At 52.0% G+C, this 23727-nt stretch carries 28 protein-coding genes; 25 read left to right on the top strand and 3 right to left on the bottom strand.

Annotated elements, in window-relative coordinates:
* Positions 1-279: 279 nt before the first annotated feature.
* The 4 genes from ACL2XJ_RS11345 to ACL2XJ_RS11360 all read left to right on the top strand — a co-directional run bounded on the left by ACL2XJ_RS11345 (position 280) and on the right by ACL2XJ_RS11360 (position 4725).
* Complete coding sequence (locus ACL2XJ_RS11345; protein WP_413726513.1) at positions 280-474, top strand: hypothetical protein; 195 nt, start codon at positions 280-282, stop codon at positions 472-474.
* A 295-nt stretch (positions 475-769) separates the two neighbouring features.
* On the top strand, positions 770-2695 hold the full coding sequence (locus ACL2XJ_RS11350; protein WP_413726514.1) for a methyl-accepting chemotaxis protein: 1926 nt from the start codon (positions 770-772) through the stop codon (positions 2693-2695).
* Positions 2696-2882: 187 nt separating this feature from the next.
* Positions 2883-4055 (top strand): AI-2E family transporter, encoded by a 1173-nt coding sequence (locus ACL2XJ_RS11355; RefSeq protein ID WP_132923520.1) that lies wholly within the window; start codon positions 2883-2885, stop codon positions 4053-4055.
* 166 nt (positions 4056-4221) lie between these two features.
* Entirely contained in the window at positions 4222-4725 is a 504-nt protein-coding gene (locus tag ACL2XJ_RS11360) for a DUF1543 domain-containing protein (RefSeq protein WP_132923519.1), read from the top strand.
* A 39-nt stretch (positions 4726-4764) separates the two neighbouring features.
* Here ACL2XJ_RS11360 and ACL2XJ_RS11365 read toward each other — a convergent pair whose 3' ends face one another.
* Positions 4765-5526, bottom strand: coding sequence for an alpha/beta hydrolase (locus ACL2XJ_RS11365; protein WP_132923518.1), 762 nt, complete (start codon positions 5524-5526; stop codon positions 4765-4767).
* Positions 5527-5769: 243 nt separating this feature from the next.
* Between ACL2XJ_RS11365 and ACL2XJ_RS11370 the strand changes: the two genes are divergently transcribed.
* The 3 genes from ACL2XJ_RS11370 (at position 5770) to ACL2XJ_RS11380 (ending at position 7315) form a co-directional block, all read left to right on the top strand.
* Positions 5770-6204 (top strand): MarR family winged helix-turn-helix transcriptional regulator, encoded by a 435-nt coding sequence (locus tag ACL2XJ_RS11370; RefSeq protein ID WP_203522882.1) that lies wholly within the window; start codon positions 5770-5772, stop codon positions 6202-6204.
* A 128-nt stretch (positions 6205-6332) separates the two neighbouring features.
* Positions 6333-6716 carry a hypothetical protein gene (locus ACL2XJ_RS11375; protein WP_413726515.1) on the top strand — a complete coding sequence of 128 codons (384 nt, stop codon included), beginning with the start codon at positions 6333-6335 and terminating at the stop codon, positions 6714-6716.
* 41 nt (positions 6717-6757) lie between these two features.
* Positions 6758-7315, top strand: coding sequence for a hypothetical protein (locus ACL2XJ_RS11380; protein WP_413726516.1), 558 nt, complete (start codon positions 6758-6760; stop codon positions 7313-7315).
* Positions 7316-7405: 90 nt separating this feature from the next.
* On the opposite strand, the gene ACL2XJ_RS11385 is transcribed toward ACL2XJ_RS11380, so the two are convergent.
* Positions 7406-7618: a hypothetical protein gene (locus tag ACL2XJ_RS11385; RefSeq protein ID WP_413726517.1), complete on the bottom strand. Its 213-nt coding sequence runs from the start codon at positions 7616-7618 to the stop codon at positions 7406-7408.
* Positions 7619-8357: 739 nt separating this feature from the next.
* On the opposite strand from ACL2XJ_RS11385, the gene ACL2XJ_RS11390 reads away from it, so the two are divergent.
* The 6 genes from ACL2XJ_RS11390 to ACL2XJ_RS11415 all read left to right on the top strand — a co-directional run bounded on the left by ACL2XJ_RS11390 (position 8358) and on the right by ACL2XJ_RS11415 (position 11702).
* Complete coding sequence (locus ACL2XJ_RS11390; RefSeq protein ID WP_132923514.1) at positions 8358-8561, top strand: type II toxin-antitoxin system HicA family toxin; 204 nt, start codon at positions 8358-8360, stop codon at positions 8559-8561.
* 34 nt (positions 8562-8595) lie between these two features.
* Positions 8596-9003 (top strand): type II toxin-antitoxin system HicB family antitoxin, encoded by a 408-nt coding sequence (locus ACL2XJ_RS11395; protein WP_132923513.1) that lies wholly within the window; start codon positions 8596-8598, stop codon positions 9001-9003.
* A 27-nt stretch (positions 9004-9030) separates the two neighbouring features.
* Entirely contained in the window at positions 9031-9762 is a 732-nt protein-coding gene (locus tag ACL2XJ_RS11400) for an SDR family NAD(P)-dependent oxidoreductase (RefSeq protein ID WP_413726518.1), read from the top strand.
* Between the two features lie 265 nt (positions 9763-10027).
* Positions 10028-10621: a DUF6036 family nucleotidyltransferase gene (locus tag ACL2XJ_RS11405; protein WP_413726519.1), complete on the top strand. Its 594-nt coding sequence runs from the start codon at positions 10028-10030 to the stop codon at positions 10619-10621.
* On the top strand, positions 10618-11022 hold the full coding sequence (locus ACL2XJ_RS11410; RefSeq protein ID WP_132923510.1) for a hypothetical protein: 405 nt from the start codon (positions 10618-10620) through the stop codon (positions 11020-11022). Before ACL2XJ_RS11405 ends, ACL2XJ_RS11410 begins: the two co-directional genes overlap by 4 nt.
* A 272-nt stretch (positions 11023-11294) precedes the next feature.
* Positions 11295-11702 (top strand): GNAT family N-acetyltransferase, encoded by a 408-nt coding sequence (locus ACL2XJ_RS11415; protein ID WP_413726520.1) that lies wholly within the window; start codon positions 11295-11297, stop codon positions 11700-11702.
* 20 nt (positions 11703-11722) lie between these two features.
* On the opposite strand, the gene ACL2XJ_RS11420 is transcribed toward ACL2XJ_RS11415, so the two are convergent.
* Entirely contained in the window at positions 11723-11950 is a 228-nt protein-coding gene (locus ACL2XJ_RS11420) for a DUF1127 domain-containing protein (protein ID WP_413726521.1), read from the bottom strand.
* Between the two features lie 193 nt (positions 11951-12143).
* Here ACL2XJ_RS11420 and ACL2XJ_RS11425 point away from each other — a divergent pair, with 193 nt between their 5' ends.
* The 12 genes from ACL2XJ_RS11425 (at position 12144) to ACL2XJ_RS11480 (ending at position 23724) form a co-directional block, all read left to right on the top strand.
* On the top strand, positions 12144-13580 hold the full coding sequence (locus tag ACL2XJ_RS11425) for a PLP-dependent aminotransferase family protein (RefSeq protein ID WP_413726881.1): 1437 nt from the start codon (positions 12144-12146) through the stop codon (positions 13578-13580).
* A gap of 128 nt (positions 13581-13708) precedes the next feature.
* A complete protein-coding gene (locus ACL2XJ_RS11430) occupies positions 13709-14122 on the top strand; it encodes an RcnB family protein (protein WP_132923508.1) in 414 nt (137 codons plus the stop codon).
* Between the two features lie 223 nt (positions 14123-14345).
* A complete protein-coding gene (locus ACL2XJ_RS11435; protein WP_132923507.1) occupies positions 14346-14768 on the top strand; it encodes a DUF3830 family protein in 423 nt (140 codons plus the stop codon).
* The gene (locus ACL2XJ_RS11440) at positions 14768-15313 is read left to right on the top strand and encodes a hypothetical protein (RefSeq protein ID WP_413726522.1); all 546 of its coding nucleotides are present in this window, start codon (positions 14768-14770) and stop codon (positions 15311-15313) included. The genes ACL2XJ_RS11435 and ACL2XJ_RS11440 overlap by 1 nt, the downstream gene beginning before the upstream one ends.
* A 243-nt stretch (positions 15314-15556) precedes the next feature.
* On the top strand, positions 15557-16471 hold the full coding sequence (locus tag ACL2XJ_RS11445; RefSeq protein ID WP_413726523.1) for a MurR/RpiR family transcriptional regulator: 915 nt from the start codon (positions 15557-15559) through the stop codon (positions 16469-16471).
* A 119-nt stretch (positions 16472-16590) separates the two neighbouring features.
* Positions 16591-18141 carry a histidine ammonia-lyase gene (hutH, locus tag ACL2XJ_RS11450; RefSeq protein WP_413726524.1) on the top strand — a complete coding sequence of 517 codons (1551 nt, stop codon included), beginning with the start codon at positions 16591-16593 and terminating at the stop codon, positions 18139-18141.
* A gap of 135 nt (positions 18142-18276) precedes the next feature.
* Positions 18277-18558, top strand: a complete 282-nt coding sequence (locus tag ACL2XJ_RS11455; protein ID WP_413726525.1) for a type II toxin-antitoxin system RelE/ParE family toxin — start codon at positions 18277-18279, stop codon at positions 18556-18558.
* A gap of 11 nt (positions 18559-18569) precedes the next feature.
* Complete coding sequence (locus tag ACL2XJ_RS11460; protein ID WP_132923503.1) at positions 18570-18857, top strand: HigA family addiction module antitoxin; 288 nt, start codon at positions 18570-18572, stop codon at positions 18855-18857.
* A gap of 298 nt (positions 18858-19155) precedes the next feature.
* A complete protein-coding gene (locus ACL2XJ_RS11465) occupies positions 19156-19875 on the top strand; it encodes an ABC transporter permease (RefSeq protein WP_413726526.1) in 720 nt (239 codons plus the stop codon).
* Positions 19872-20603 (top strand): ABC transporter permease, encoded by a 732-nt coding sequence (locus ACL2XJ_RS11470; protein ID WP_279433144.1) that lies wholly within the window; start codon positions 19872-19874, stop codon positions 20601-20603. The genes ACL2XJ_RS11465 and ACL2XJ_RS11470 overlap by 4 nt, the downstream gene beginning before the upstream one ends.
* A 46-nt stretch (positions 20604-20649) precedes the next feature.
* Positions 20650-21507: a transporter substrate-binding domain-containing protein gene (locus ACL2XJ_RS11475; RefSeq protein ID WP_413726527.1), complete on the top strand. Its 858-nt coding sequence runs from the start codon at positions 20650-20652 to the stop codon at positions 21505-21507.
* A gap of 129 nt (positions 21508-21636) precedes the next feature.
* On the top strand, positions 21637-23724 hold the full coding sequence (locus tag ACL2XJ_RS11480) for a hydantoinase/oxoprolinase family protein (protein ID WP_413726528.1): 2088 nt from the start codon (positions 21637-21639) through the stop codon (positions 23722-23724).
* The last annotated feature ends 3 nt before the right edge of the window (positions 23725-23727 follow it).

Raw genomic sequence — 23727 nt, forward strand, 5'->3', positions numbered from 1 at the left:
AACTATTAGCTTAATATTTATCTGCATATTTACAAGCTTTTCGCTTTTTAGAAAAACATCTTAAAAGAAGAGACGTAAACTGTGAATTAAAAATTAAGCCAATTTATAATTAACCGTCTGATACGGTAAGCTATGGTCATAACAAGCGGTTCGCCGAAATGTCGTAGGAGACGTTATCGTTTTTTCAGATAATGTCAGCACAAATAGGTGTTTCAATATGGAAAGAAATTGCGCTTTACTGTGGATCTGCATCGATTGTTGGCTGCGACGAGGTTTATCATGAAAAATACGTCAGTTTCTACCGTAAGAGACATGTTCTGGCAGCGCATCCGGGATAAGTTCATCTTTCCGGCCCAGCGGGATCCCGCCATGGATGTTGCGCGCAGATTGGCCGCGTTTTTGCCCTTGGGGTGCTTATACGGCGTTGAAATCGAAATGGAGTCCCTCGACCCGTCCCGCCATGACAGGGAGTAGTCACTGCCTCCTGATGGTGGACGTCAGCATGATGCCAGTTATGATGACGTCCGTCCGTACAGGCGCCGGATGGCTGAATGCTTAGAATGCCCCCCACGTTTATTTCTGCTCCTAAGCATAAAATTTTATAGTCAATTGCCGATAATAAAGCCATTGCCATTTTCGCCAGGCATATCTCCCCATGATAGGGCTTCGCTTAACGTTCACTGCAACTGAACGCTAACGTGACGCGGATCGCTCGTGGGCATGTGCTGTCAGGAAAAAAACAGCAAAGTGACATTGCAAGGGTGCTTGTATGAATTTTATAAAAAATATAAAGATAAGAACGGCGGTGATGGTTATTCTTATTTTCTTCTCTTTGCTGTGGCTAGGCGTTTCCGCATATACCCTTTATTCCCTTAATCAAGTCAATCAAACCTTGCAGCTGAGCAACAACGAACAGCTAAACAGCGACATCATCAATGGCGCCAATGACCATTATTATCGTGTCGTCACGACATTGGAACGTGCGGCCCGCGCCGGACAATCCGGCGCCCGTGCCGATGCCGACATGGAGTTGGGCTCGGTGGCCTCGGAGCTGGAGCTTATCGACCAGGGTTTGACGCAGTTCAAAGGCATCGATCACGGCCAGCTGGATCCGCTGCTGGTGGATAAAATTTACAACAGCTCGCTGCAGCTGCGTACCCTTGGCATACAGCCGCTCCTGCTGGCGGTAAAGGACGGGCGGTATGACGATTTCAACCAGGGTCTACACGACACCTATTTACCGCTGCGTAAGCAATTCACTTCGGTAATGCAGGAATACGACGGCGCGGTGGACGCTATCAAGAACGCATCCAATGAACGGATCGCCCTGTTGACGACCCTGTGCCAACGGGCATTACTGGCGGCGCTGTTGGCCGGAGTGGTAATTTTGCTGTTTACAGATCGTTATCTTGTGCGTCATCTGGTGAGGCCGCTTAATGCCATTAAAGGGCATTTTCGGTCACTGGCCGCCGGTCAGCTCGGTTTCACCATCACCGATATGGGTCGCAACTGTGTCGGCGAACTTATTCCGTTCCTGCGTGACATGCAAACCCACTGGGTTAATACGGTAACGCAAATCCGCGGCAGCGCGGAATCCATCTACCAAGGCGCCGGCGAGATTTCCCAAGGCAATACCGATCTTTCCTCGCGCACGGAGCAGCAGGCTTCCGCTCTGGAACAGACCGCCGCCAGTATGGAACAGCTCAACTCAACGGTAAAACACAACACAGAAAATGCCCACCAGGCCAGTAAACTGGCGAAAGACGCCTCGGAGACCGCCAAGAAGGGCGGCATCATTGTCGAGGAAGTTGTGGCGACCATGGGCAGCATAGCCGCCAGTTCAAAGAAAATCGTCGAAATCATCGATGTTATCAACGGCATTGCTTTCCAGACCAATATTCTGGCCCTCAACGCGGCGGTGGAAGCAGCCCGGGCCGGCGAACAGGGCCGGGGATTCGCCGTGGTGGCGGGTGAAGTGCGCAGCCTGGCGCAGCGCAGCGGACAGGCGGCGAAAGAGATTCAAACCCTGATCGGCGAATCGGTGGAGCGCGTCGGTATCGGTTCTAAACAGGTTGCCAATGCGGGCGCCACTATGGGGGATATCGTCAAGGCCATCACCCATGTGACGGATATTATGGGAGAAATCGCCTCTGCATCCGATGAGCAAGGTAAGGGAATTGCACAAATCGGCCAGGCGGTGACGGAAATGGATAGCGTTACCCAGCAAAATTCCTCGCTGGTACAAGAATCCGCCGCCGCCTCGGCGTCTCTGGAAGAGCAGGCCCATTATCTCACCGAAATGGTGGCGCTATTCCAACTGGCGCCGGTAACCACCGTCCCGGGGCGAGCCAAGGCGCTGGTAGGTGAACTGGTGGCCCAGGACCGTTCGCAAATGGGTGAGCGGGCCGTGCAAAACCGTGCCGGAACATCCGCCGTTGAGCCGTTAGCGCAAGGCCGCGGCAGAACATCCTCCGTTGAGCCGTTATACCAGAGTCGGGCACGGGCGGCGGCGTCGATGCAGGCAGCTCAACGAGCCGGTAGCCTGAACGATGCGGCTACGGGACAGACCTTCGCAAGAATCCCGGCCAATGGTACGTCCGCTCAAAAACAGCGCAGGGCACCGGCTAAAAAGACGCCGGCCGTGGTCGGCAAGCTTAAAAATTTGGCGCCGGACGCGAACTGGCAAACTTTTTAGTCCCTCACTGAACAATCAGGGTAATGAACGCCCGGTCTCAGGGGCCGGGTAGGGTGGCGGTAAGTCTAATGGCCATGGTTTTAATTTCAGTTGGTAGGGGCAATTACTCGAGGGGAGAATATTGCAAAAAGTGCAATTTTTACTACACTATTTGCAGATAATTTTTCTAATATGCTGGAATTTTTAAATGAAAGTTAAGGGAATGAATGAAGGTTTCTTTGTTTTATTGTTAGTAATCAGTACTATTGCTTTTATTCTTGTTCTTAAGGCTTATTACTCCGCAATTCTTTGGGCCGCAATCCTTGCCCTGCTTTTTTATCCTATAAAAACAAAGATAAGAGAAAAACTCAAAGACAAAAATGGACTGGCCTCTTTTATAACTATTATTTTTATTTGCCTCATTGTTTTCATACCTCTTTCATTAATCACAACCTCGCTTGCAATGGAATGCAATGATTTATATAACGCAGTTCAACATAACCAGATACCGTTTGCCACCATTTTCAACGGCGCCCTGGAGCACCTTCCCAAAAGAATGCAGGAATACATTTCCGTACACGATTTGAGCAATGTCACGACGCTGCAACACAAATTATCCGATGTATTTATGCGGGGGAGTCAAACGCTCGCCAACAGTGTGCTTTTGATCGGCGAGAGTACTTTTAGTTTCACGGTCAGCTTTGGCATTATGTTATATCTGATGTTTTTCTTTTTGAAAGATGGATCTCATCTTGTTAAATTGATCCTCGACTCGCTCCCTTTATCCAGATATATCAAACACCATCTGTTTGTAAAATTCGCCGCCGTAGCAAAAGCAACGGTAAAAGGGACTGTTATTGTCGCTCTTGTCCAAGGCGCTTTAGGCGCCATGGCGTTTTATATCGTGGGCGTTAAAGGGGTTATGCTTTGGGGCGCGCTGATGGCATTCCTTTCGCTCATTCCCGCTATTGGTTCAGCCATCATCTGGGCGCCCGTTGCTATCTATTTCTTCTTTGCCGGCGTTGTCTGGAAGGGCTTCTTTTTAGTGGTATTTTTCGTCGTCATTATTGGTTTGGTGGACAATATCCTCAGGCCGCTGCTCGTGGGTAAAGACACTAAATTGCCTGACTATGTGGTGCTTATCTCTACCCTTGGCGGCATGGCATTCTTCGGCCTTAATGGATTTATCATCGGCCCGCTGATTGCCTCCCTTTTTATCGCTTGTTGGAATTTACTCTCCGGCAGAGATCATCGGGGGAATGTGGTAGAGATAGATGAAGATATTATAACTGAAGCACAAGAAAGCGAAGATCTCATGGTACAGCAAGCGATAGATAAACTTGATAAAATCGAGAAAAGCGAAAGCATAGACAAGCCCTAAGGTTATTTCTGGTCTATATGACCAGACACTATCCCTGCCAACGGCATTGCATCTTGGTTTTCAAACGTGTCCATAGGGCATCTTTGCTTCCAAAACATGTTCAACATTTATAGCATCATGCGTTATATGAGTTTCTATATAATGGTTGATGCCGAGGTCTAGCTATATGAATTTGTACATGTTTTATCTGGGCGGCAATGCAGGCAAGTCTAATATCGAAGTTCACGACGTGCAGTTTGCCGCAGTGGAAACGCCTGAACAGGCCTGGCCGCTTTTGCGTGAAGCCTGGTATGGCGACAAAGACAAGATTCATCTTGACGGCTATACGATCATAAAGTGGACCGACGGCTATGATGTCACGTTGTCCACCGAACCCTATCAGGGCAAACAGAAGCTCTTTTTCGTTAATGCCGGCGGATACCGGCCGGATACCCTGGCGGAATTGCATGAGTTCGATCTGTTTGTGGCCGAGGATGCCGATGCTGCCAAAAGCCGGGCGCTAAAGACGCTGTTGCTCGGGACCGACCAGCAGCACAAGGATAACCTGAAAGACGTTGATGACTGCCTGCTATTGGATAAGGTGGGGGGATTTTATCTGCATCTTCATGAGAACCCCAATGGCGAGCCGGCGAAGCCTGCCTGGCAGGGTTATTTGCCCATCGGGGAGTGATGGGCGCCTGCCTGAACCAGGCGCGCTGGCGGTGATGGTTTATTTATCTGATAAGCTATTGGCTGCTTTTTCAATGAGCGCGGCGACCTTGCCAGGCTGCGAAATATACACGGCGTGGCTGCCTTTAACTTCCACAACCTGGCTTTTGGCCCTGCTCGCCATGAAGCGTTCCAGATCGGGGTTGATGGATCGGTCTTGAGTGGCGACCAGTGTCCAGCTAGGTTTGGTCTTCCATGCGGGCTGCTCCGCCGGCGTGCCGAAAATGGCCGCGGCGGGCATTACCTGGGAACGGGCCATGAAACCGGCCTGGCTGGCGGATATATCGGCTGCGAAATCAGCATGATAAACCTTGGGGTCAAGATACAGGAAATGGTCGGGAGTAGCGGTAATGCCCTTGCTGGCCTGGGGAATTCTTCCCGCCAGGGCGCCCAGTGTTTCCCCTTTTTCCGGCTGGAAGGCGGCAATATAAACCAGCCCCGCCACCTGCGGATCCTGGCCCGCTTCGCTGATGATAAACCCGCCGTAGCTATGGCCTACCAGCAGCGTTTTACCCTGCTGTTGATGAATGACACGCTGGGTGGCGGCCACATCGTCAGCCAATGAGGTTTCCGGTTCTTGAACCAGCGAAACGTTGTAGCCTTTCTTATCCAGGATCCTAGTGACCGCCTGCCAGCCAGATGCATCGGCAAACGCGCCGTGCACCAGTACGATATTTTTTACCGGCTGGGCCTGTACCGCGCCTTGGGCCGAAAGTGAAAGCACGATGCCGGCAGCTAGCATACTCAGTGATCTTTTAAACATGATAAATCTCCTAAACAGGTAAATGGGTTGAAAACAGGCCTTGCCCGCTCGCGGTGTATCGTCTTCATTGCAAAGCATGATGATAATTGTTTATCGCGATAAGTATTGCTGCGATAGATAATGATGAAAGCATCGGAGCGTGTCAAGCGATTTGTTATTGCGATAGATAAAATCTGGATTTGTTGCTATGCTGATCGTCGACCTATCCATCTGGCATCATGCAAAACAACCCTGGAGTCTGAAGTGACAAAGCCGCCGCGCCTGGAAGACCAGCTGTGTTATTCGATTTATTCAACCGCGTTGGCCATCAAAAGGCTTTATAAACCGATGCTGGATGCCATGGGCGTCACCTATCCGCAGTTTTTGGTGTTAAATGTGTTATGGGAGCAGGGGGAGCAGCCTATCGGCGCCATTGGCGAAAAGCTGGCGCTGGAAACCAGCACCCTGACGCCGTTGTTAAAACGCCTGGAAAACGAAGGATTTATTCAGCGGCTCCGCAACGTTCATGATGAGCGCCAGGTCATGATAACCTTGACCGATAAGGGCGCCGCCGTGCATGACAAGTCCGCTTGCCTGTCGATGACGCTGTTGTCGAGTTCACACCTGGAGTTGGGGCAGTTGCAGCGTTTAAATAAAGAGATCATCGCACTGCGTGATAACATCATTCAAAAGGTATAAGCGAGTGATTAATCCGGTCTCCATTGCGTCAATCATTATTTATGCGGACAAGAGCGCATAATCAACCCGGCGCGATGTCTTTTATTGGCGCTTTTTGTGGTATTCTTAACGCATACAATGGAGGCCATATGAAAAGATTCTTTGAGACAAAATATGAATTTGAGGATTATTCACCTGAAAAAGTAAGGCGTCTTGCTCAAGAAGTAATGCAGGAAATTGCAGACAAGAAAATTATTACAAGCCTTATTGATATCGATATTATCAATCATCCTGAAAGGTGGCCTAAGGTTCCTAATAAGTCACGTAATGATTTCGATGATGTTATGTGGCGTAATTTACCGATAAAGGAACGATTCATTATTCATTGCCGCGCAGGGTTCACCGCATGCCATGCCTTCATTCTTAGGTGGGTTTTTAATGATAGGAGAATGGCAGAGCGTAAGGAGAACCAAGAGATCTTCAAGACTGCGTTCTTAGAAGTCACCAAAAAAAATAAAAGTTATAATGATTAACAAAAACTTAGTAAGGCATGCCTAATTTTAACGGATGAAAAATGTCATTTAGCGTGAATCCCCCTCCAAAGCAATATGTGTATAATTCGCTAATTATTAAAGAAGGAGAGCCTGAACATATTCTGGCATATGCACTTTATAAGGTGCATAAGAATAAAGTTATTAAGCAAGCCCGGCACGAACTATGGAGTGGTTCCCAACTCGCGCTGCAGCTGAAAAGTTTGCATGATTCGGTAATCCAACAGGAAGGTATGCGGCAACACTTCTATCAGCAGGCAAGGGAGATGTCTGAAAAATTCGTTACCGAGACGAAGGAAAGGATCAAAAGAGATGCTGTGTCTGAATATCAGGAAAAGGTTGCGCAGTACCGGAGAATAATCACGCCACCCTGGGTGAAATTTGTCAAATGGCTTGGCGTTGGTTTATCAGGGCTTATCGCTTCAGTTGTTGTGATTGTCATGCTTACCGGCTTCAGCGCGCTATTTCTTGGCAAGGAGGGCAGGACGCAGATTGCGGTGGCAGCGGGAAAAACAATCTTTAAAATCCTGAACTCAGATATTCCCGTAGCGGATCATCTAAGTGTCGATAAGTACAAATAAAATCTCGTTGCTGCTTTTTTCTAGCCGGGGGCTGTACTCCTCCCCTCTCGTTATAGGTCTGCATGGGCATAAATAGGCTGCTGCGTTAGGTCACTGCGTTAATTCGATATCAGTTTTGATTGATCGGGCAGGCGGCACCAGCATTTCCAACTGCTGCTGTTTCTCTATAAGGGTATATAACAGCAATTCCCTGATGTTTTCATCTTCGATTTTATAGGCGGCAAAGGCCAGCGCCTGGCATTGGCACTGCACGTCGTCAAAGCACTGTTTGGAGGTATCAAGAAGGTTTTCAATGGTAATCACCTGATAAAGGCGAGGTGCAGCGTAGATGTTCCATAAGAGGCAAGGAAACAGATACGGTGACCTCAGTTGCGAGTACCACCGCACAAAAATTTATCAATGGCGGTGGCCCAAATCGGGTTCTCACAACCGGGGCTTACTGTTTCTCGGCCAGCTCTAAAGCTGCCCGACCTGAGCCACCATTGATATTACAACAAGTTTTGACTTGCTGTTCAATGATTACTTAGAAGACGACATAATACAATCAGCATATTATGCCGCCGTAAGCCAACCAGGGAGTGAGAGTCCCTACATTAAAATATTAATGCCGGGCTATAATAACGGAGTTATTTTAAGAATGGCAAGAGAAAATAATAAAAATATTACTTGCTATGTTAATATAATCAATAGCTTATATAAATTTTCTGGATGAGGAAGTTTATATTTATACAGTAATTTATTTTCACATAAATATTTTTATCTTTATTGATTGGCGGCATTTTAGTCATAGGTAAACTTAGGTAAATATTCGTTGGATCTGCAATTAATGATGTGATTACATCGTTAATTTATGTGACTGCCTTATTTTTATAGAGGTAGAACTGGGCTTTATCCGCGAATAAAAAAATGAGTCAATGCGATCTCTTACGCAAATACCCAATTTTAAGGAACAATTTGTTTTTTGATAAATTTCTCCTGATTCATAATTGACTTAAATTACGAAGGTGGGTATTATACCCACCATGGAAGACAAGGATGTCAGATGACCAGCGGAGAACTGATCAAGGGTTTGCAAGATGACGGGTGGAATATCAGGAAGATGGGTCCGAGAAAAACCAAAGGGAGTCACGTTACGCTGACCAAGCCTGGGTGGTTCAATATCATTACTCTCCCTCATCCGCGCAAGGATGTATCAAAAGGGCTCATCAAGCAGGTACAGCGGATATCCGGTATCGCATTTATCTGACAACGTGGTGGGAGAGGTTTTATAGGAGGGTGTAATGATTTATCCGATTTTTATCTTTAGAAACGATCATGGTTTCGACGGTTACTTCCCCGGCATTGAGGGCTGTTTTTTCGCCAGTGATACCTTGGCAGGCGTAAGCAAAGATGCAGAAGAAGCGTTTGCGGTGCATATTGAGGCTTTGATTGAAGAAGGGCATCCACTTCCCCCACCGCCTAAGGATGTGCAATGTTATCTGGGGGATGCCAGATTGGCCGAGGAGAACGGCATAGTGGGATTTGTGGACATCGATCCGACGAAATATGAGCGTAAGGCGGTGAAATTCAATCTTACCATGCCGCAGAATCTGCTCACGGCCATTGACCGGTATATTACCACCAGCCGCCATTATAAAAATCGCAGCCAATTCCTGTCTGAACTGGCCAGAGAGAAAATTGCCCATTAATGGCATGCTTATTTCAACGGGGGATGCATGAGTGAATTAACCGGTAAAGTCGCCCTGGTCTCCGGCGGCTCCAGGGGGATTGGCCGCGATGCCGCCCTTGCATTGGCCAAAGCGGGCTGCCAGGTTGCGATCTGCTATCTTCAGGCCGACGAACAGGCCCGGCAGGTGGTGGATGAAATACATCACAACGGCGGCCAGGCAATCGCCTTCAAAGGCGATATCAGCTCACCGGAGCAGGTGAACCGGATCGTGCTGCAAACCCGCGGGGCCTTCGGTGAAATTGACATTCTGGTGAATAACGCCGGTATTGCCAAAGTCCAGGACTGGCAGGATATCACCCCGGACGATTGGGGGGCGGTGCTGGCGGCTAACCTCACCTCGTCATTTTTGATGTCCCACGCGGTATTGCCCGCCATGCAGCGGCGCGGCTGGGGCAGGGTGATTATGATATCGTCCATGGCGGCCCAAACCGGCGGGGTGATAGGGCCCCATTACGCCGCCAGCAAAGCCGGGCAGTTGGGATTGATGCACAGCTATGCCAATCTGCTGGCGGGTAAGGGCGTGACGGTGAACGCCATCGCGCCGGCATTGATTGAAACCGACATGATCAAAAACAACCCGAAGATCACGCCGGATCTTTTGCCGGTAAAACGCTTCGGCAAAACGGAAGAGGTGACGGCAGTGCTGATGATGCTGCTTAACAATGGCTACATCACCGGACAAACCATCAATGTCAACGGCGGCTGGTATATGAGCTGAATATCGGCGCGAGTCGGCGGTATCGCCAGCCATCGCAACACAAGGCCCGATCGATGGGGAGATGGGCAGCTTGCCGGTTTCATCTCCACTATTTTATTTACCATAAAATACCTATATTAAAATACATGAAATGATATCATTTTAATTTCATGCGATAGTATCATCGTAATTAAAAAAAATAAAATTTTGGAAATGAGACGAAACGTTTAGTTAACTTTTTCGTCTAAGTGATATTTTTGTTTTTTGTTTTTAGAAAAATGAATAAATGTTTACTGATACACCTTTCGCAAATGCAATATTTACTATGTTCTCAAATATAAAAATTGAATTATGTTTGCGTGGTTTTACTGCACCGGGATCATGCAAAGCTTACATATTTGGTGGTTGTGCAATGCATTTGCATACAAATATTCGTATAAGCAGCGATTTAGACAGTCAAATGGATTTTTGCCGTAGTATGAAAGAAAAAGCCATCGGGCTAATAGAATCTATTAGCCCGGTCGATTTTTTAGATAACAAGCACGGTCCTAGTCTTTTAGTTTACGATTCTCACTTTAATCCAGCATTAGCCCCGATGCATGAAGACTATGATATTAATGCGATCGGTATTGAAACCAATACGCCTTCGCCATTATGGGTTTATCTTATTAGTAAATGCGATCTTGCAATTAGTAAACTAGGAAGATTTGGTGACATGGATCAAGAAGATATATATGCCCTCTTTCGGGCCGGTTTATCTATTGATGAATTTAGAACCAAGGCCATGGAAGCTGCGGATTACGCAGTTGGTCAATCTGGATTGCCTTCAAAGATTGAGTATGCTATTTCTATGTACAAAGAGCTCATGGGGGAACTATGATTAATGCAGATTTAAATCAAGCATTTCAACGCGTATGCCTTGCAGGCCTTGAAAAGGCAAACGTTGAAGATATTAAAACAATAGCCGTTTCGTTATGGCATCAAAAGGAATTGCCCGATACGTCATTATTGAAAAGCACGGAGGCAAAGAAAACCGGAGGGTTTATACTTGACCGGCTATGCAGATTCAACTGTGTCCCTTATGATTTTAAGTATGAAGTATTAGCTCTAGCAGAATCACTGTTTGAAAATTTGTCCGAGCCTGGATCTGATTCAACTCAAAGTAAACCGTTGGATCTACTTGCAGCAAAATGGGGATTACATAGTGACCTATGCAAGTTCATGGGCGATATTCTACCCTTTCAAACACGCCATGCCTTTGGTTGTCGTTCGTTTGCTTGAAATGGTCATTAATTTTCCTGCGGCATGTGTAATTTTTTTATTCTGTATTTCATCATCCTTTTTTCGCCCGCCAGTTCAAAGCCATCTTCTAAGGGTAAGAGAGTGACGGTAAACACCGTCGCCCCACCCTCGTATAGCAATTAGATATACACTAAGGCGTATAGCAATCCGCTACGGGGTAAAAGAGTGATGAGATTAGCGAAAACAGAGGCCAAAGAAACGCCCATCAATAGAAGCATATTACCGGAGATTTCCATTGCTCAGACCCCTCATTGGATGAATGGCTTAAACGTAAAGCGCTGAAAAACCAAACCAGTGGCGCATCCCGGACCTTTATCATCCGCGAATCGGACTCTAAGCAGGTCATCGGTTTTTACGCATTGGCAACGGGCAGTGTACAGCGACAAATCGTGTCTGGAGCGTTAAGGCGTAACATGCCCGAGCCTATACCCGTTCTGGTTTTGGGGCGTCTGGCGGTAGATGAACGTTACCATGGGCTCGGTCTGGGCGTCGGATTGCTGAAAGACGCCGTTTTACGCTCCCGGCAAGTCGCTGAGCAGGTTGGCACCAAAGCGTTGTTGGTTCATGCATTATCTGATAATGCCCATGCTTTTTACCGGCATTGGGGATTTATCCCCTCAGAAATACAGCCAAGCACATTACTCCTACCCTTATGGTGATTAACCCCCCTGTTGGCGGGCTAGAATTTTCTCTCATCCCGGTAGGGCAGGTCGCCACGGCTTAGCCCGATATCCCGTAATTGACTCTCGTTCAACGACATCAATGCCCTACGATCGCGCCTGCGAGCCCGCCAGTGTTGATAGCGGCGAAATAACGCAACCCACCATGGAGGGCGTTTTACGGCGATGTGCAATAGTTTTGCGTCGCTGCCGGTGTTGAAGTCACTCTTTTGCATTGCATTTTTCATGGCCGTTGTCCTTCTGGAACGCTTGGCAACAGCATGAAGCTTTTAAACAAAAGAGAGTAGATTCAATCCATTAGTGCTTTGACATATACAGATGGCGCAACCATGACACAATGTGCTATTTATAGGGGTAATCTGTACTCTTTTTTCCGGTCTTTTACCCTTGCCGGATGCGAAGTGATATCTGCTTATGGCTATAACGCGTTACCAAAATCTGGCTTCCATACTGAGTCAGCGTATTGAACAAGGTCTTTATCCCGCCGGTGTCCGCCTGCCGTCCATCCGGGTACTGAGCAAGGAACACGGGGTCAGCATTACCACCGTGCAACAGGCCTATCGGGAGTTGGAAGATCAGCAACTGGTGGAAGCGCGCCCCAAATCCGGCTATTTCGTGTCGCCGTTGAAAACCCGCCCCGAACTGCCCGCGGTGTGTTCTATGTCTCAGTGCTCCCTGTCGATTCCGCAGTGGGATCAGGTGCTGGAGATGGTGGGCCCCCTTAAGGAGGGCGAAATAACGTTTGTGTCGGCCGCCCCTGATGTCAGCGTCAGCAGCCTGAGGCCGTTAACCCGGGCATTAAGCCATTTGAGCCAGCGGCACGATCTGCGCACCCTGAGTTATGATGATGTCAGGGGGTCTCTCGAGCTGCGTGAGCAAATCGCCCGGCTGCTTATTGACAGCGGCAGCCATATGGATGCCGGAAATATCATGATTACCAATGGATGCCGTGAAGCGCTGTCCATTGCCGTACGCTGCGTCTGCGCGCCGGGAGATATCGTTGCGGTGGAGAGCCCGAGTTTTCACGGCAGCTTACAGCTTCTGCACGGGCTGGGCATGAAAGTGCTGGAAATCCCCACCGACCCGGTGAACGGCATCAGCGTCGAAGCGTTGGAACTGGCGCTGGATCAATGGCCGGTCAAGGCCATTATGGTGACCCCCACCGCGCATAATCCGTTGGGTTATAATATGCCCCTCGAGCGCCGGCAAGCGCTGTTAAAGCTGGCTCAACATTATGATGTGGCCATCGTGGAAGACGATGTCTACGGGGAACTCTCATTCGGCTATCCCCGGCCCGCCACGATAACCTCCATGGATGATGAAGGCCGGGTGTTGTTATGCAGCTCTTTTTCCAAAACGCTGGCGCCGGGCCTGCGGGTGGGCTGGATAGCGCCGGGCAGTTATATGAATCGCGCCGTCCACATGAAATACACCGGTTCCGGCTCAACCGCCAGCCTGACGCAGCTGGCCATTGTGGAGTTTATCAAACAGGGCCATTACCATAAGCATGTCCGCCGTATGCGAGGTCAGTATCAGCGTAATCTTGATATCATGACCGGCTGGATAACGAAATATTTCCCCTGCGGCACGCGTATCAGCCGCCCCCAGGGAGGATGTTTGCTGTGGATCGAGCTGGATCATGGCATCGACACTCAACAGTTGAACGCCCTGTTGGCGGAGCACAACATCAGTATAGCCGTCGGTGCGGTGTTCTCTACCGCCGGAAAATTCCACAGTTGCATGCGGATAAATTATGCGCAGCCTTTAACCGCCGAAATTGAAAATGCCATACGGCAGATCGGCGTTGTCATACATCAGCTGTTAAGCCGTTCCGGTTTCGGGAATAGTGTTAAGTAATCGTTAACGCCGGTAAATCTTTGTCAAATAGCAGTTTTTAAGATATTTCGTGATCCATATAGTCCCTATATTAACTATTATTAATGCATTACTGGCTATACAAGCAGTTTGTCATGGAGATCATGAATATGAAAAAAACAACATTGGCGATAGTGATGACGCTGATTGCTACCAGCTCCTGCCTGCCCATTGCGTCCTTCGCCGACGACCATGGCGGACAAGACCAGCAGTGGCATCAAAAAGGCCATGAAGCACAACGGGGCCACGAGGGACCGCAGGGCCATGCCAGCCCGCAACGTGGTGACTTCCGTGGCCGTGAACGGGATCATTTTGCCGCCAACGGCCATGATTTCCGCCGCGGACGCCCATTGCCGCCCCAATATCGCAACGATCACTACCGTGTGCATGATTGGCGTCAACGCGGCCTGTATGAGCCGCCCCGGGGCGAAGAGTGGGCTTACGTGAACGGTAACTATGTGTTAGTGGCCGTGGCGACGGGAATAATCACTTCCATTCTTATCGGTAACGCCTTAAACAACTAATTTTTCGCGATGCCGATGGCGGACTCGTTATCAACGCCGCTGCAATAACCTTAGCCGATGCCCTGTGCATCGGCTTTTTGTTGTCGTTTTCCGCCTCAAATCCACTCCTCAGCACTTTCAGCGCCAACCCTCCTTTGCAAAAGAATCATATTATTCATTTACACAAAGTATAAAATTATTCATAATAAATAAACTGAAATAAACGATACTACTGGAGAGCACGATGTCTTCAAAGGATACACTTGAGTTTCATGTCCCTGAGCTGGAGCTGACCTTCAGAGCAAAACTACTGACCGATGACAATCCTGACGTGGTTCGGCAAGTGTTGGCGCAGCTGCCCCTGCACAGCATGCTGGGCCATGTGGTTATTTCCGGCGAAGCCGTATGGATGCCGACCCGCATTGTGCATCTTGGCCGCAGCAATATGGTGCCGCGCTCTCCTGGAGCGGTGTATCTCTACGCGCCCGGGCAATCGATTTGCCTGACCTACGGCCGTATTACCGAAAGCGCGAAAGTGAATAAATTCGGCGAGGTCTTTGCGGAGGATCTGCCCGCGCTGCAGCGGCTTGGCGCTCACGTTTGGGAACATACCGTTGCGCAACCCCGGCGCAATACCGTTGAAATCATTGTGAGGAAGGCCGCCTGATGTCTAGCATCACGAAATTTGAAGGTCACTGGCGTGACGCAAAAGCCATTATCGAGAAAGAAATTGATCGCGTCTGGCTGCATGAACCCGAAGAAATCCAGAAAATTCGCTGGGGCATTATCGACAGCGGCGCCGGCAGCGGTGAACAGTCCTTTTCGGTATTGGTGCATCTTGAGGCCTATTTGATGCTGGTGGGCGCTGACGTGATGTATCGTTTCCTGAAAATATCCCAATACGACGATATGCAGTTGCCTACCCTCAATCGTATTACCCGCGAATTTTTAACGGCAACCTTTAACGTATTTGAATTCATGACCGATCTCGGCCTGACCAATATGCATGCCATGGGACAAATGTATTCCGACGCATTGGATACGCTGGCCACCAAGGAAGAATACGTTGAGCTTACCGGCGCAATGATGACCTATGTAATTCGCATGCATCGCTGGATCCATTATATATTTCCGTGGAATCTAGGCGTGGCTTTCCCGCACCGCAAGCCGGAGGAGCTGTTCGCCATGGCGAAGGTTTTGCCGGTTATTTAAATAGCCTTATATACCCGTCATACTTCAAGTCGCAGGGGTGTTGGCTTGCCAGTAACTCGAATTATTTAGGGTATAAATCAGTATATTGTAAGTTGGCGTCCAATAAATGTGGTAAACGAAGGGTCGCAGTCCGGTAGCGGTAGATACTAATTTTGTATAGACTGCAGGCTGAAATATAGGGTGATAAGCATGGCTGAAAGTGAATTCGTCGACCACTTCGACACTCTTCCCACAGGAATCACAATGGCTGACAGTGAGTTTAACAAAGACCTCAACATTCCTGATATGCCAGGCGTTACCGCTATCAGCACGCAAAACGAGCGGCAAGCCATTTATGCCGAGCTTGAGCGGCGTGCCCAGGGCCAGCGTCTCACGCCGGCACAGCGGCGGATTGCCCAATGCCTGATTGAAAACAGCAATGAAATCGGCTTTCTTTCCAGTCTCGAGCTGGCAAAGCTTGCCAATGTCAGCCAGCCCTCTGTGACCCGATTCGCCACCTCTCTGGGTTTTGGCGGCTATCTTGAGATGCGCAGACATCTTCGTTCCGGTCTAAGCGTCACCGAAGCCCGGTCGGAAACCCTGGCCAATCGCTATCAGGCGGCGGCGCAAGCGGAAATGCACAACCTTGAAGAGCTGGGGAAAATGCTTGCCGATGAGAGCCTGATTGATTCCTTCGGCGAGGCCCTTGCTTCATCCCGGCCGCTGGCCGTCCTCGGGCTGCGGGCGTCAAGCGGCCTGGCGACGCAATTTTCCTACTTCGCCTCGAAGGTGCATCCCGATGTCCGTCTGCTGACCGGCGGCGGTTCCATCAATGAAGATCTGCTTGAGCAGGTAAAAGCCGCCGGCGGTAAAACCTTGCTGGCCTTCATGATGCCGTTGTATCCACGGGAAACGGTGCGGGCCCTGGAGTTTGCCCGGGAAATCGGTATATCCGTGGCCCTGGTGGCGGATGCCGGTTTGGCGGATTACTCCCGTTGGTCGGACAGGCTGCTGCAGGTGCCTATCAATACCAGCCTGGTGTTTGATTCCTATTCCGCCCCTGCCGTCATTGTGTCGGTGCTGCTGGACGCCATGTGTAATCATATGAAAAACGAGGCGGAAAGACGCCTGGATCATCTTGATCACTCTTCGCGCAAACGCAAGGTATTTACCGGCTGATATCAAGCCGACTGACTTTTTAAATTCAGCCATGTATCGGCAATATCATTCATCCTGATAAGGCGAATGTATACCCGCCGTAGGGCTTCTTTTATCTGACAACTGATTGTGAGACTACTATGGGCATTATATTAAAACCCGGTCATGTGACCCTTGCCATGCTGGAGTCCATTTACTGGACAGGTGAAATAGCATGCCTGGATCGCAGCTTCGATGACGCCATAAAAGCGGGCGCGTCACGCATCGCTGAAATAGCCCAGGGGAGTGCGGCTGTTTATGGCGTAAATACCGGTTTTGGCAAACTCGCCTCGATAAAAATCGATGGAAAGGACGTGGTTACGCTCCAGCGTAATCTTATTTTGTCCCACTGTTGCGGCATGGGTGCGCCATTGCCCGAGAGTATCGTGCGGCTGATTATGTCGCTGAAGCTTATTTCGCTGGGTCGCGGCGCATCCGGCGTCCGGCTTGAGCTGGTGCGGTTGATCGAGGATATGCTGGCGAAAGGCGTGATCCCGGTTATTCCTGAAAAAGGCTCGGTTGGGGCTTCCGGCGATCTGGCGCCGCTGGCGCATATGGCCGCCGTGATGTTGGGGGAAGGGGAAGCCTTCTTCAGCGGTGAAAGAATGAACGGCGCCGATGCGCTGGCAAAGGCCGGTCTGTCGCCCATTATCCTGGCGGCAAAAGAAGGGCTGGCGCTGATTAACGGCACCCAGGCTTCCACGGCGCTGGCGCTGGCGGGATTGTTCCGCGCCTATCGCGCCGCCCAGGCCTCGCTGATAACCGGCGCCATGTCCACCGAGGCGGCCATGGGATCGGCGGCGCCTTTCCATCCGGATATCCATACGCTGCGCGGCCATCGCGGTCAGATTGACGCGGCGGCGGCCCTGCGGGCATTGCTGAAGGATTCCGATATACTGGCCAGTCATGTGGTGAATGACGAACGGGTGCAGGATCCCTATTGTATCCGCTGCCAGCCCCAGGTGGCCGGGGCCTGTATCGATCTATTGCGCTCCGTTGCACATACCCTGGAAACCGAGGCCAATGCGGTCACCGATAATCCGCTGATTCTGTCGGATGGAACGGTGATTTCCGGCGGTAATTTCCATGCCGAGCCGGTGGCTTTCGCCGCCGATCAAACCGCTATCGCGGTATGTGAAATCGGCGCCATCGCCCAGCGGCGCATCGCGCTATTGGTGGATCCGTCGCTGTCTTACGGCCTGCCGGCGTTCCTGGCTAAAAAACCGGGCCTGAACTCCGGCATGATGATAGCCGAAGTGACCTCCGCCGCGCTGATGTCGGAAAATAAACAGATGTCCCACCCGGCATCGGTGGATTCCACCCCCACCTCAGCCAATCAGGAAGACCATGTTTCCATGGCCTGCCACGGGGCGCGCCGCCTGCTGCAGATGACGGATAATCTGTTCGGTATTATCGGCATCGAAGCCATGGCCGCCGCCCAGGGCATCGAACTGCGTGCCCCCCTGGCCACCAGCCCTGAACTGAGCCGCGCCCTGGAGGCCGTGCGCGCCGTAGTCCCTTCCCTGGAGGTGGACCGCTATATGGCCGACGATCTGGAACAGGTCCGTCAACTGGTATTAACCGGCGCCCTGCATGCCGCGGTGTCCGCCGAGTGTGTGCCCCGGCTATCCGGGCACGATGCGTCTGCCTGATATTAATTTGTGTCCAGGCCGTAAGATACCAAAGGCCGCATTTTGGCGTCGGTTGTCTTTGTTTGGTGTTTGTTGACTTGTGCAGCGGCCAATCATTCCGTATAGTTATGCTATACGGATAGGGCGCGCTCGCAGATGATTAAAAGTTTCAAGCACAAAGGATTGGAAAAGTTTTATAAAACGGGTTCTGCCGCCGGCATTCAAACTGCCCACGCTTCGCGATTACGCAGGCAGTTGTTTGCCTTAAGCAAGGCTAAAAAGCCTTGTGATATGGGCGCTCCGGGATGGGATCTCCATCCCTTGAAAGGAAACGAGGCTGGCGTTTGGTCTGTGTCGGTCAACGGTAACCGGCGTATGGCGTTTCGTTTTGATGCTGATGGCGACGCCGTTCTCGTCGATTATCGTGACTATCACTAATGGAGGCAATTATGCGTATGTTTAATCCGCCTCACCCCGGTGAGGTTTTGCGTGATTACCTGGAAGGGGTTAGCGTGACCGACGCCGCGGCGTCGCTAAAGATAACGCGCACGCAACTGTCCCGTATCCTGAATGCACATGCGGCGATTACTGCTGACATGGCGCTGCGTTTATCCAGTCTGCTTGGCACAAGTGCGGAAATGTGGGTGGATATGCAGTCTGAATATGAACTCTGGCAGGCGGCACAGAGGCCGCGCCCGGTTATCGAACCGCTGCATAGACCGCACGTTCACGCCTAAAAGACCACGCCGGCATCCAACCGGCGTGATCTTTTTTGCCGCTTTTCCCCTAAGCCAGGTTATTGCCCATCGTACTAGATGTCATCGTTAGCCCTGTTTGACGGTTACGCCAGCGGGAAAACGATATCGGTTATTTCTCTCCGGTTTCTACCCGCCTTTCCCCTAGCCATACCCTCTCGCTAACGCCTTCCCGGCAGGAAATGAATAGCTTTTTTCTTTATAATTTATTATTGCATTTATTATTCACATACTTTAGATTGATTTAAGTGGTTGAGATTTGTTCGCCCGGAGACAGTGTGTGAATAACGAGAGCTTTTTTACGTTGGTGGGGTTTAGCGCGAAGGGCTGGGGCGCCATCCTGCTCTCCGGCGTCGCGGTCACCCTGGCGGCGGCCGTCAGCGGTTTGGTGCTCGGACTGCTCATCGGCGTATTCGGCGCCTGGGCTAAAATATCCGGCGGCAAAACCCTCCGTTTTTTAGCCGATGCCTATACCACTCTGCTGCGGGGCGTACCCGATCTGCTGGTCATTTATTTGTTTTATTTCGGCAGCAGCTCCATCCTGACCGCCATCGCCGGTTACTTCGGCAGCAAGGGCTTTTTCGCCCTGCCGGGTTTCATTGCCGGCACCATCGCCATCGCCGTCATCGCCGGCGCCTTGAGTACCGAAGTGCTGCGCGGCGCATTCCAGGCGGTATCCAAAGGCGAACTGGAGGCGGCTCGGGCGTACGGCATGGGTTTTTTCCTGCGGTTTCGGCGGATTATCACGCCCTTGACGCTTCGTCACGCCCTGCCCGGTATCAGCAATGTCTGGCTGGGGCTGCTTAAGGAGTCCTCGTTGCTGTCGGTCACGGGCGTGGCGGAGCTGATGCGGCAGGCCCAGGTGGCTTCCGGATCTACCCGCCTGCCGTTCAACTTCTTTCTGGCGGCCGCCGCGCTGTATATCATCCTGGCGTCCTTCTCCGGCGTGCTGGTCCACCTGTCGGAACGCCACTATTCACGCGGCACCAGGAGGACATGATGGATCTCCCGTTTATTGTCGACTGCCTGCGGCGCATGCTGGCCGGCGTCCCGCTGACGCTGCAGCTGGCCGCCATCTCGCTGCTATGCGGGGCATTGCTGGGGTTGCTGATTGCCTTTGCCCGCCTGTCCGGTAATCGGCTGGTGGCCGCGTTCGGCTGGATTTATGTTCAGGTGATACGCAGCACCCCGCTGCTGGTATTGCTGTTCCTGATGTATTACGGGCCGGGCCAGTTTCCGGCCATTCGCCACAGCGTATTATGGCCGTTCCTGCGCGAGCCCTACTATTGCGCGCTGCTGGCGCTGATGATTAACAGTTCGGGATACGCCGCTGAAATTATCCGCGGCGGCCTGCTCTCCGTACCCCACAATGAAATCGAAGCCGCCCGTGCCTGCGGCATGTCCGGCGTGCTGTTATACCGGCGCATTATCCTGCCCATTGCCATTCGCCAGGCGCTGCCCGCGTTCAGCAACGAAGTGATTGCCATGATAAAAGCCACCTCGCTGGTATCCCTGGTGACCTTGATGGAAATCACCGGCATCGCCACCGATATCGCCTCGGAAAGCTACCGGCCGATTCCGGTGTTTATCGCCGCCGGCGCCATTTACCTGCTGATCAATTTTGTCCTGACCCGCATTATCCGGGCCATTGAACACGGTTTAACGCCCCATCTGCGTCCGCCTCCGGTGAATATCATCTTGAAGGAGTCCCCCTACGACCACAACTAGACTTCCCTTTTGCAGTGCCAACATTCAACCATATAGGAAAAGTTACATGAAGATGTCTGTTGCTACCCGGGTCGCTTTCGCTACCGCCATTACGCTGATGGGATGCCTCGGCGCTCATGCCGAACCCCAAAAATGGACCACCGTTAAAATCGTCACGGAAGGGGGATTCTTCCCGTGGAATTACACCAAGCCCGACGGCACCCTGGGCGGCTTTGAAATCGATTTGGCCAATAATCTGTGCAAACGCATGGGGGTGAGCTGCACCATTACCGCCCAGGCATTCGACAGCATGATTCCGGCCCTGAACGCCGGGAAATTCGATGCCATTATCGATGACGTGGCCATCACGCCGAAACGTAAAGAGGCCATCGCGTTCTCCGTTCCTTACGCTTCACTGTGCTATACCTTCGCCACCGGCAAGAACAGCGATATCGCCAAGTCCCTGCCGCCGGAAGATAAAGTGATTTCCCTTGATGACAACGCCGCGTCGTCCGATGCCATAAAACGCGTGGCCGCCGCCCTGAAGGGCAAGACCATCGGCACGTTATCCGCCGGCACTTCCGTCACCTTTGTGAATACCTATCTGAAAGATGCGGTGCAGGTTCGCCAGTATAAAACGCCTGAATCGCGGGATCTTGATTTAGTCTCTGATCGGGTGGATGTCATTGTCGGTTCCAAAGACGCCATGCTCGGGGTCATCAAAAAACAGGGCAGCCAGAATATCGCCCTGTCCGGTCCCTGCTTCCAGGGCGGCGTCGTGGGCGAGGGTTCGGGCGTCGGCTTGCGTAAAGGGGATACCGAACTTAAGGCCATGTTCGATAAAGCCATCAAAGAAGCCCAGGCCGACGGCACCATTAAAAAGCTGTCCGAAGCGACTTTCGGCATGGACGTCACGCCGCTTTAACCTCTGGTCCGGCGCTTTAATCGGCATGCCCCTTCCGGCGGCGTGCCATAACGGTCTGTAGATACCGCGATATGCATCCGGCACGCTACAGCCCACTCGATATCAGGATTTTTAACGGAGAGAATGACTGTGGCTTCCACTGCCGTAACGCAGCGTCAGGTCAGAATCGGCGTCGATTCCGGCGGCACCTTTACGGACATCTGTATCTATGATGTGGCCGAGGGTTCCATTCACGTTTGGAAAGTGAGCAGTACGCCGGCGGATCCTTCCATCGGCATCGCCGACGGCATTGCCCAGGGCATCGCGTCGTTAGGGTTGGGGGCGGGTGAGTCTGTGAATGTGACTTACCTCGGGCACGGCACCACCGTGGCCACCAATGCGCTGATTGTCGGCAGCGGGGCGGCAACCGGCATGATTACCACGGCGGGTTTTCGCGATATTATCGAATTAAGACGGCAAAAGCGTGACGGCCTGTATGACGTGCAAACCGAAAAACCGCGCATCCTGGCCTTGCGCAATCAGCGGCTGGAAGTGAACGAACGGGTGCTGTTCGACGGCAGCATCATGACCCCCCTGGATGAGGAAGAAGTCCGCGGCGCGGCGCGCCGGCTGCGTGAGGACGGCATCCGCGCCATCGCGGTGTGCTGCCTGTTCAGCTATCTGGAGCCCCGCCATGAGCAGCGTATCAAGGCGATCCTGGCCGAGGAGATTCCCGGCGCTTTCATCAGCGTCTCCCATGAGGTGAACCCGGAATTCCGCGAGTACGAGCGCTTTTCCACCACCGTGGTGAACGCCTATCTCGGGCCTATCATGCAGCGCTACCTGCAACGGCTCCAGCCTCGCCTGGAGGCCATTGGCATCGCCGCCCACCCTCATCTCACCCAGTCCAACGGCGGCGTGATTTCCGCCGATACGGCGCAGCAATTCCCGGCGCGTACCGTCCTTTCCGGCCCGGCGGCGGGGGTGATGGGGGCCACTACCATCGGTACGCTGTCGGGTTTTGATAATATCATTACCTTCGATATGGGGGGCACCTCAACGGACGTTTCGCTGATTTCCGACGGCCGGCCGCAGATGGCGAACGAATCGGTCGTACACGGCTACCCGCTGAAACTGCCGATGCTGGACATCCATGCCGTGGGCGCCGGCGGCGGGTCCATCGCCTCCATCGACGCAGGCGGCCTGTTGCAGGTAGGGCCGCAGAGCGCCGCCGCCGATCCCGGCCCCATCTGCTACGGCCTGGGCAACGAGGATAACCCCACCGTCACCGACGCCAATGTGGTGCTGCAGGTGCTCAATCCCACCCATCTGCTGAACGGGCGCCTGCCCATTGACCAGGCCAAGGCGAAAAAGGCGATTGCGCGGCTCGGTGAGCGCATCGGCATGGATGTCATGTCGGTGGCGCAGGGTATTATCAGCGTGGTGGTCAGCAACATGGCCAAAGCCATCCGGGTCATTTCGGTGGAACGGGGCTACGATCCCAGGGATTATACCCTGTTCGGCTTTGGCGGCGCCGGCCCCATCCATGCCTCCCGGCTGGCGCGGGCGCTGGATATGCCCCGGGTGGTGATTCCCAAACACCCCGGCATCATGTGCGCCATTGGCCTGCTGCTCACCGACCTGCGCACCAATTTTTCCACCTCCCGGCTGATGCACCTGGAAGAGAGCAGCACCGGTGCCATGGAAGCGGCGTTCACCGATCTCGAGCAACGGGCAGGCGCCTGGTTTACCCATGAAAAAATTTCTCCCGACAATCGCGTTATGGTGCGCTCCGTCGACCTGCGCTACGGCGGACAAGGCTATGAACTGAATATTCCCTGTCCCGCCAAAGTGATTGACGCCGCCGCCGTGGAGGCGTTGAAAAAAACGTTCGCGGCCTATCATCAGCAGATGTACGGCTACATTGCCGAGGGAGAACCTATCCACCTCACCACTCTGCGACTGGAGGTCATAGGCCGCGTGCCAAAAGCGGATCTCAAACCGCTGGATAATGCCGCCACCCCCGTGTCGGCGGCGCGGCAGGGAGAGCGGCAGGTTTGGCTGCCGGAAATGGGCGGTTTCACCCTTTGCCCGGTGTACGAACGCGAGCGCCTGGGGCCAGGCCATTGCCTCTCCGGGCCGGCCATTATCGAGCAGATGGACTCCACCACGCTTATCCTGCCGGGCCAGAACGCCACTATCGATAGCTATTTGAATATTATTATTGAGGAAGCCTAGGCC

Origin of the sequence: Sodalis sp. RH16 (genome assembly GCF_047324245.1) — a bacterium.
GTDB classification, from domain to species: domain Bacteria; phylum Pseudomonadota; class Gammaproteobacteria; order Enterobacterales; family Enterobacteriaceae; genus Acerihabitans; species Acerihabitans ligni.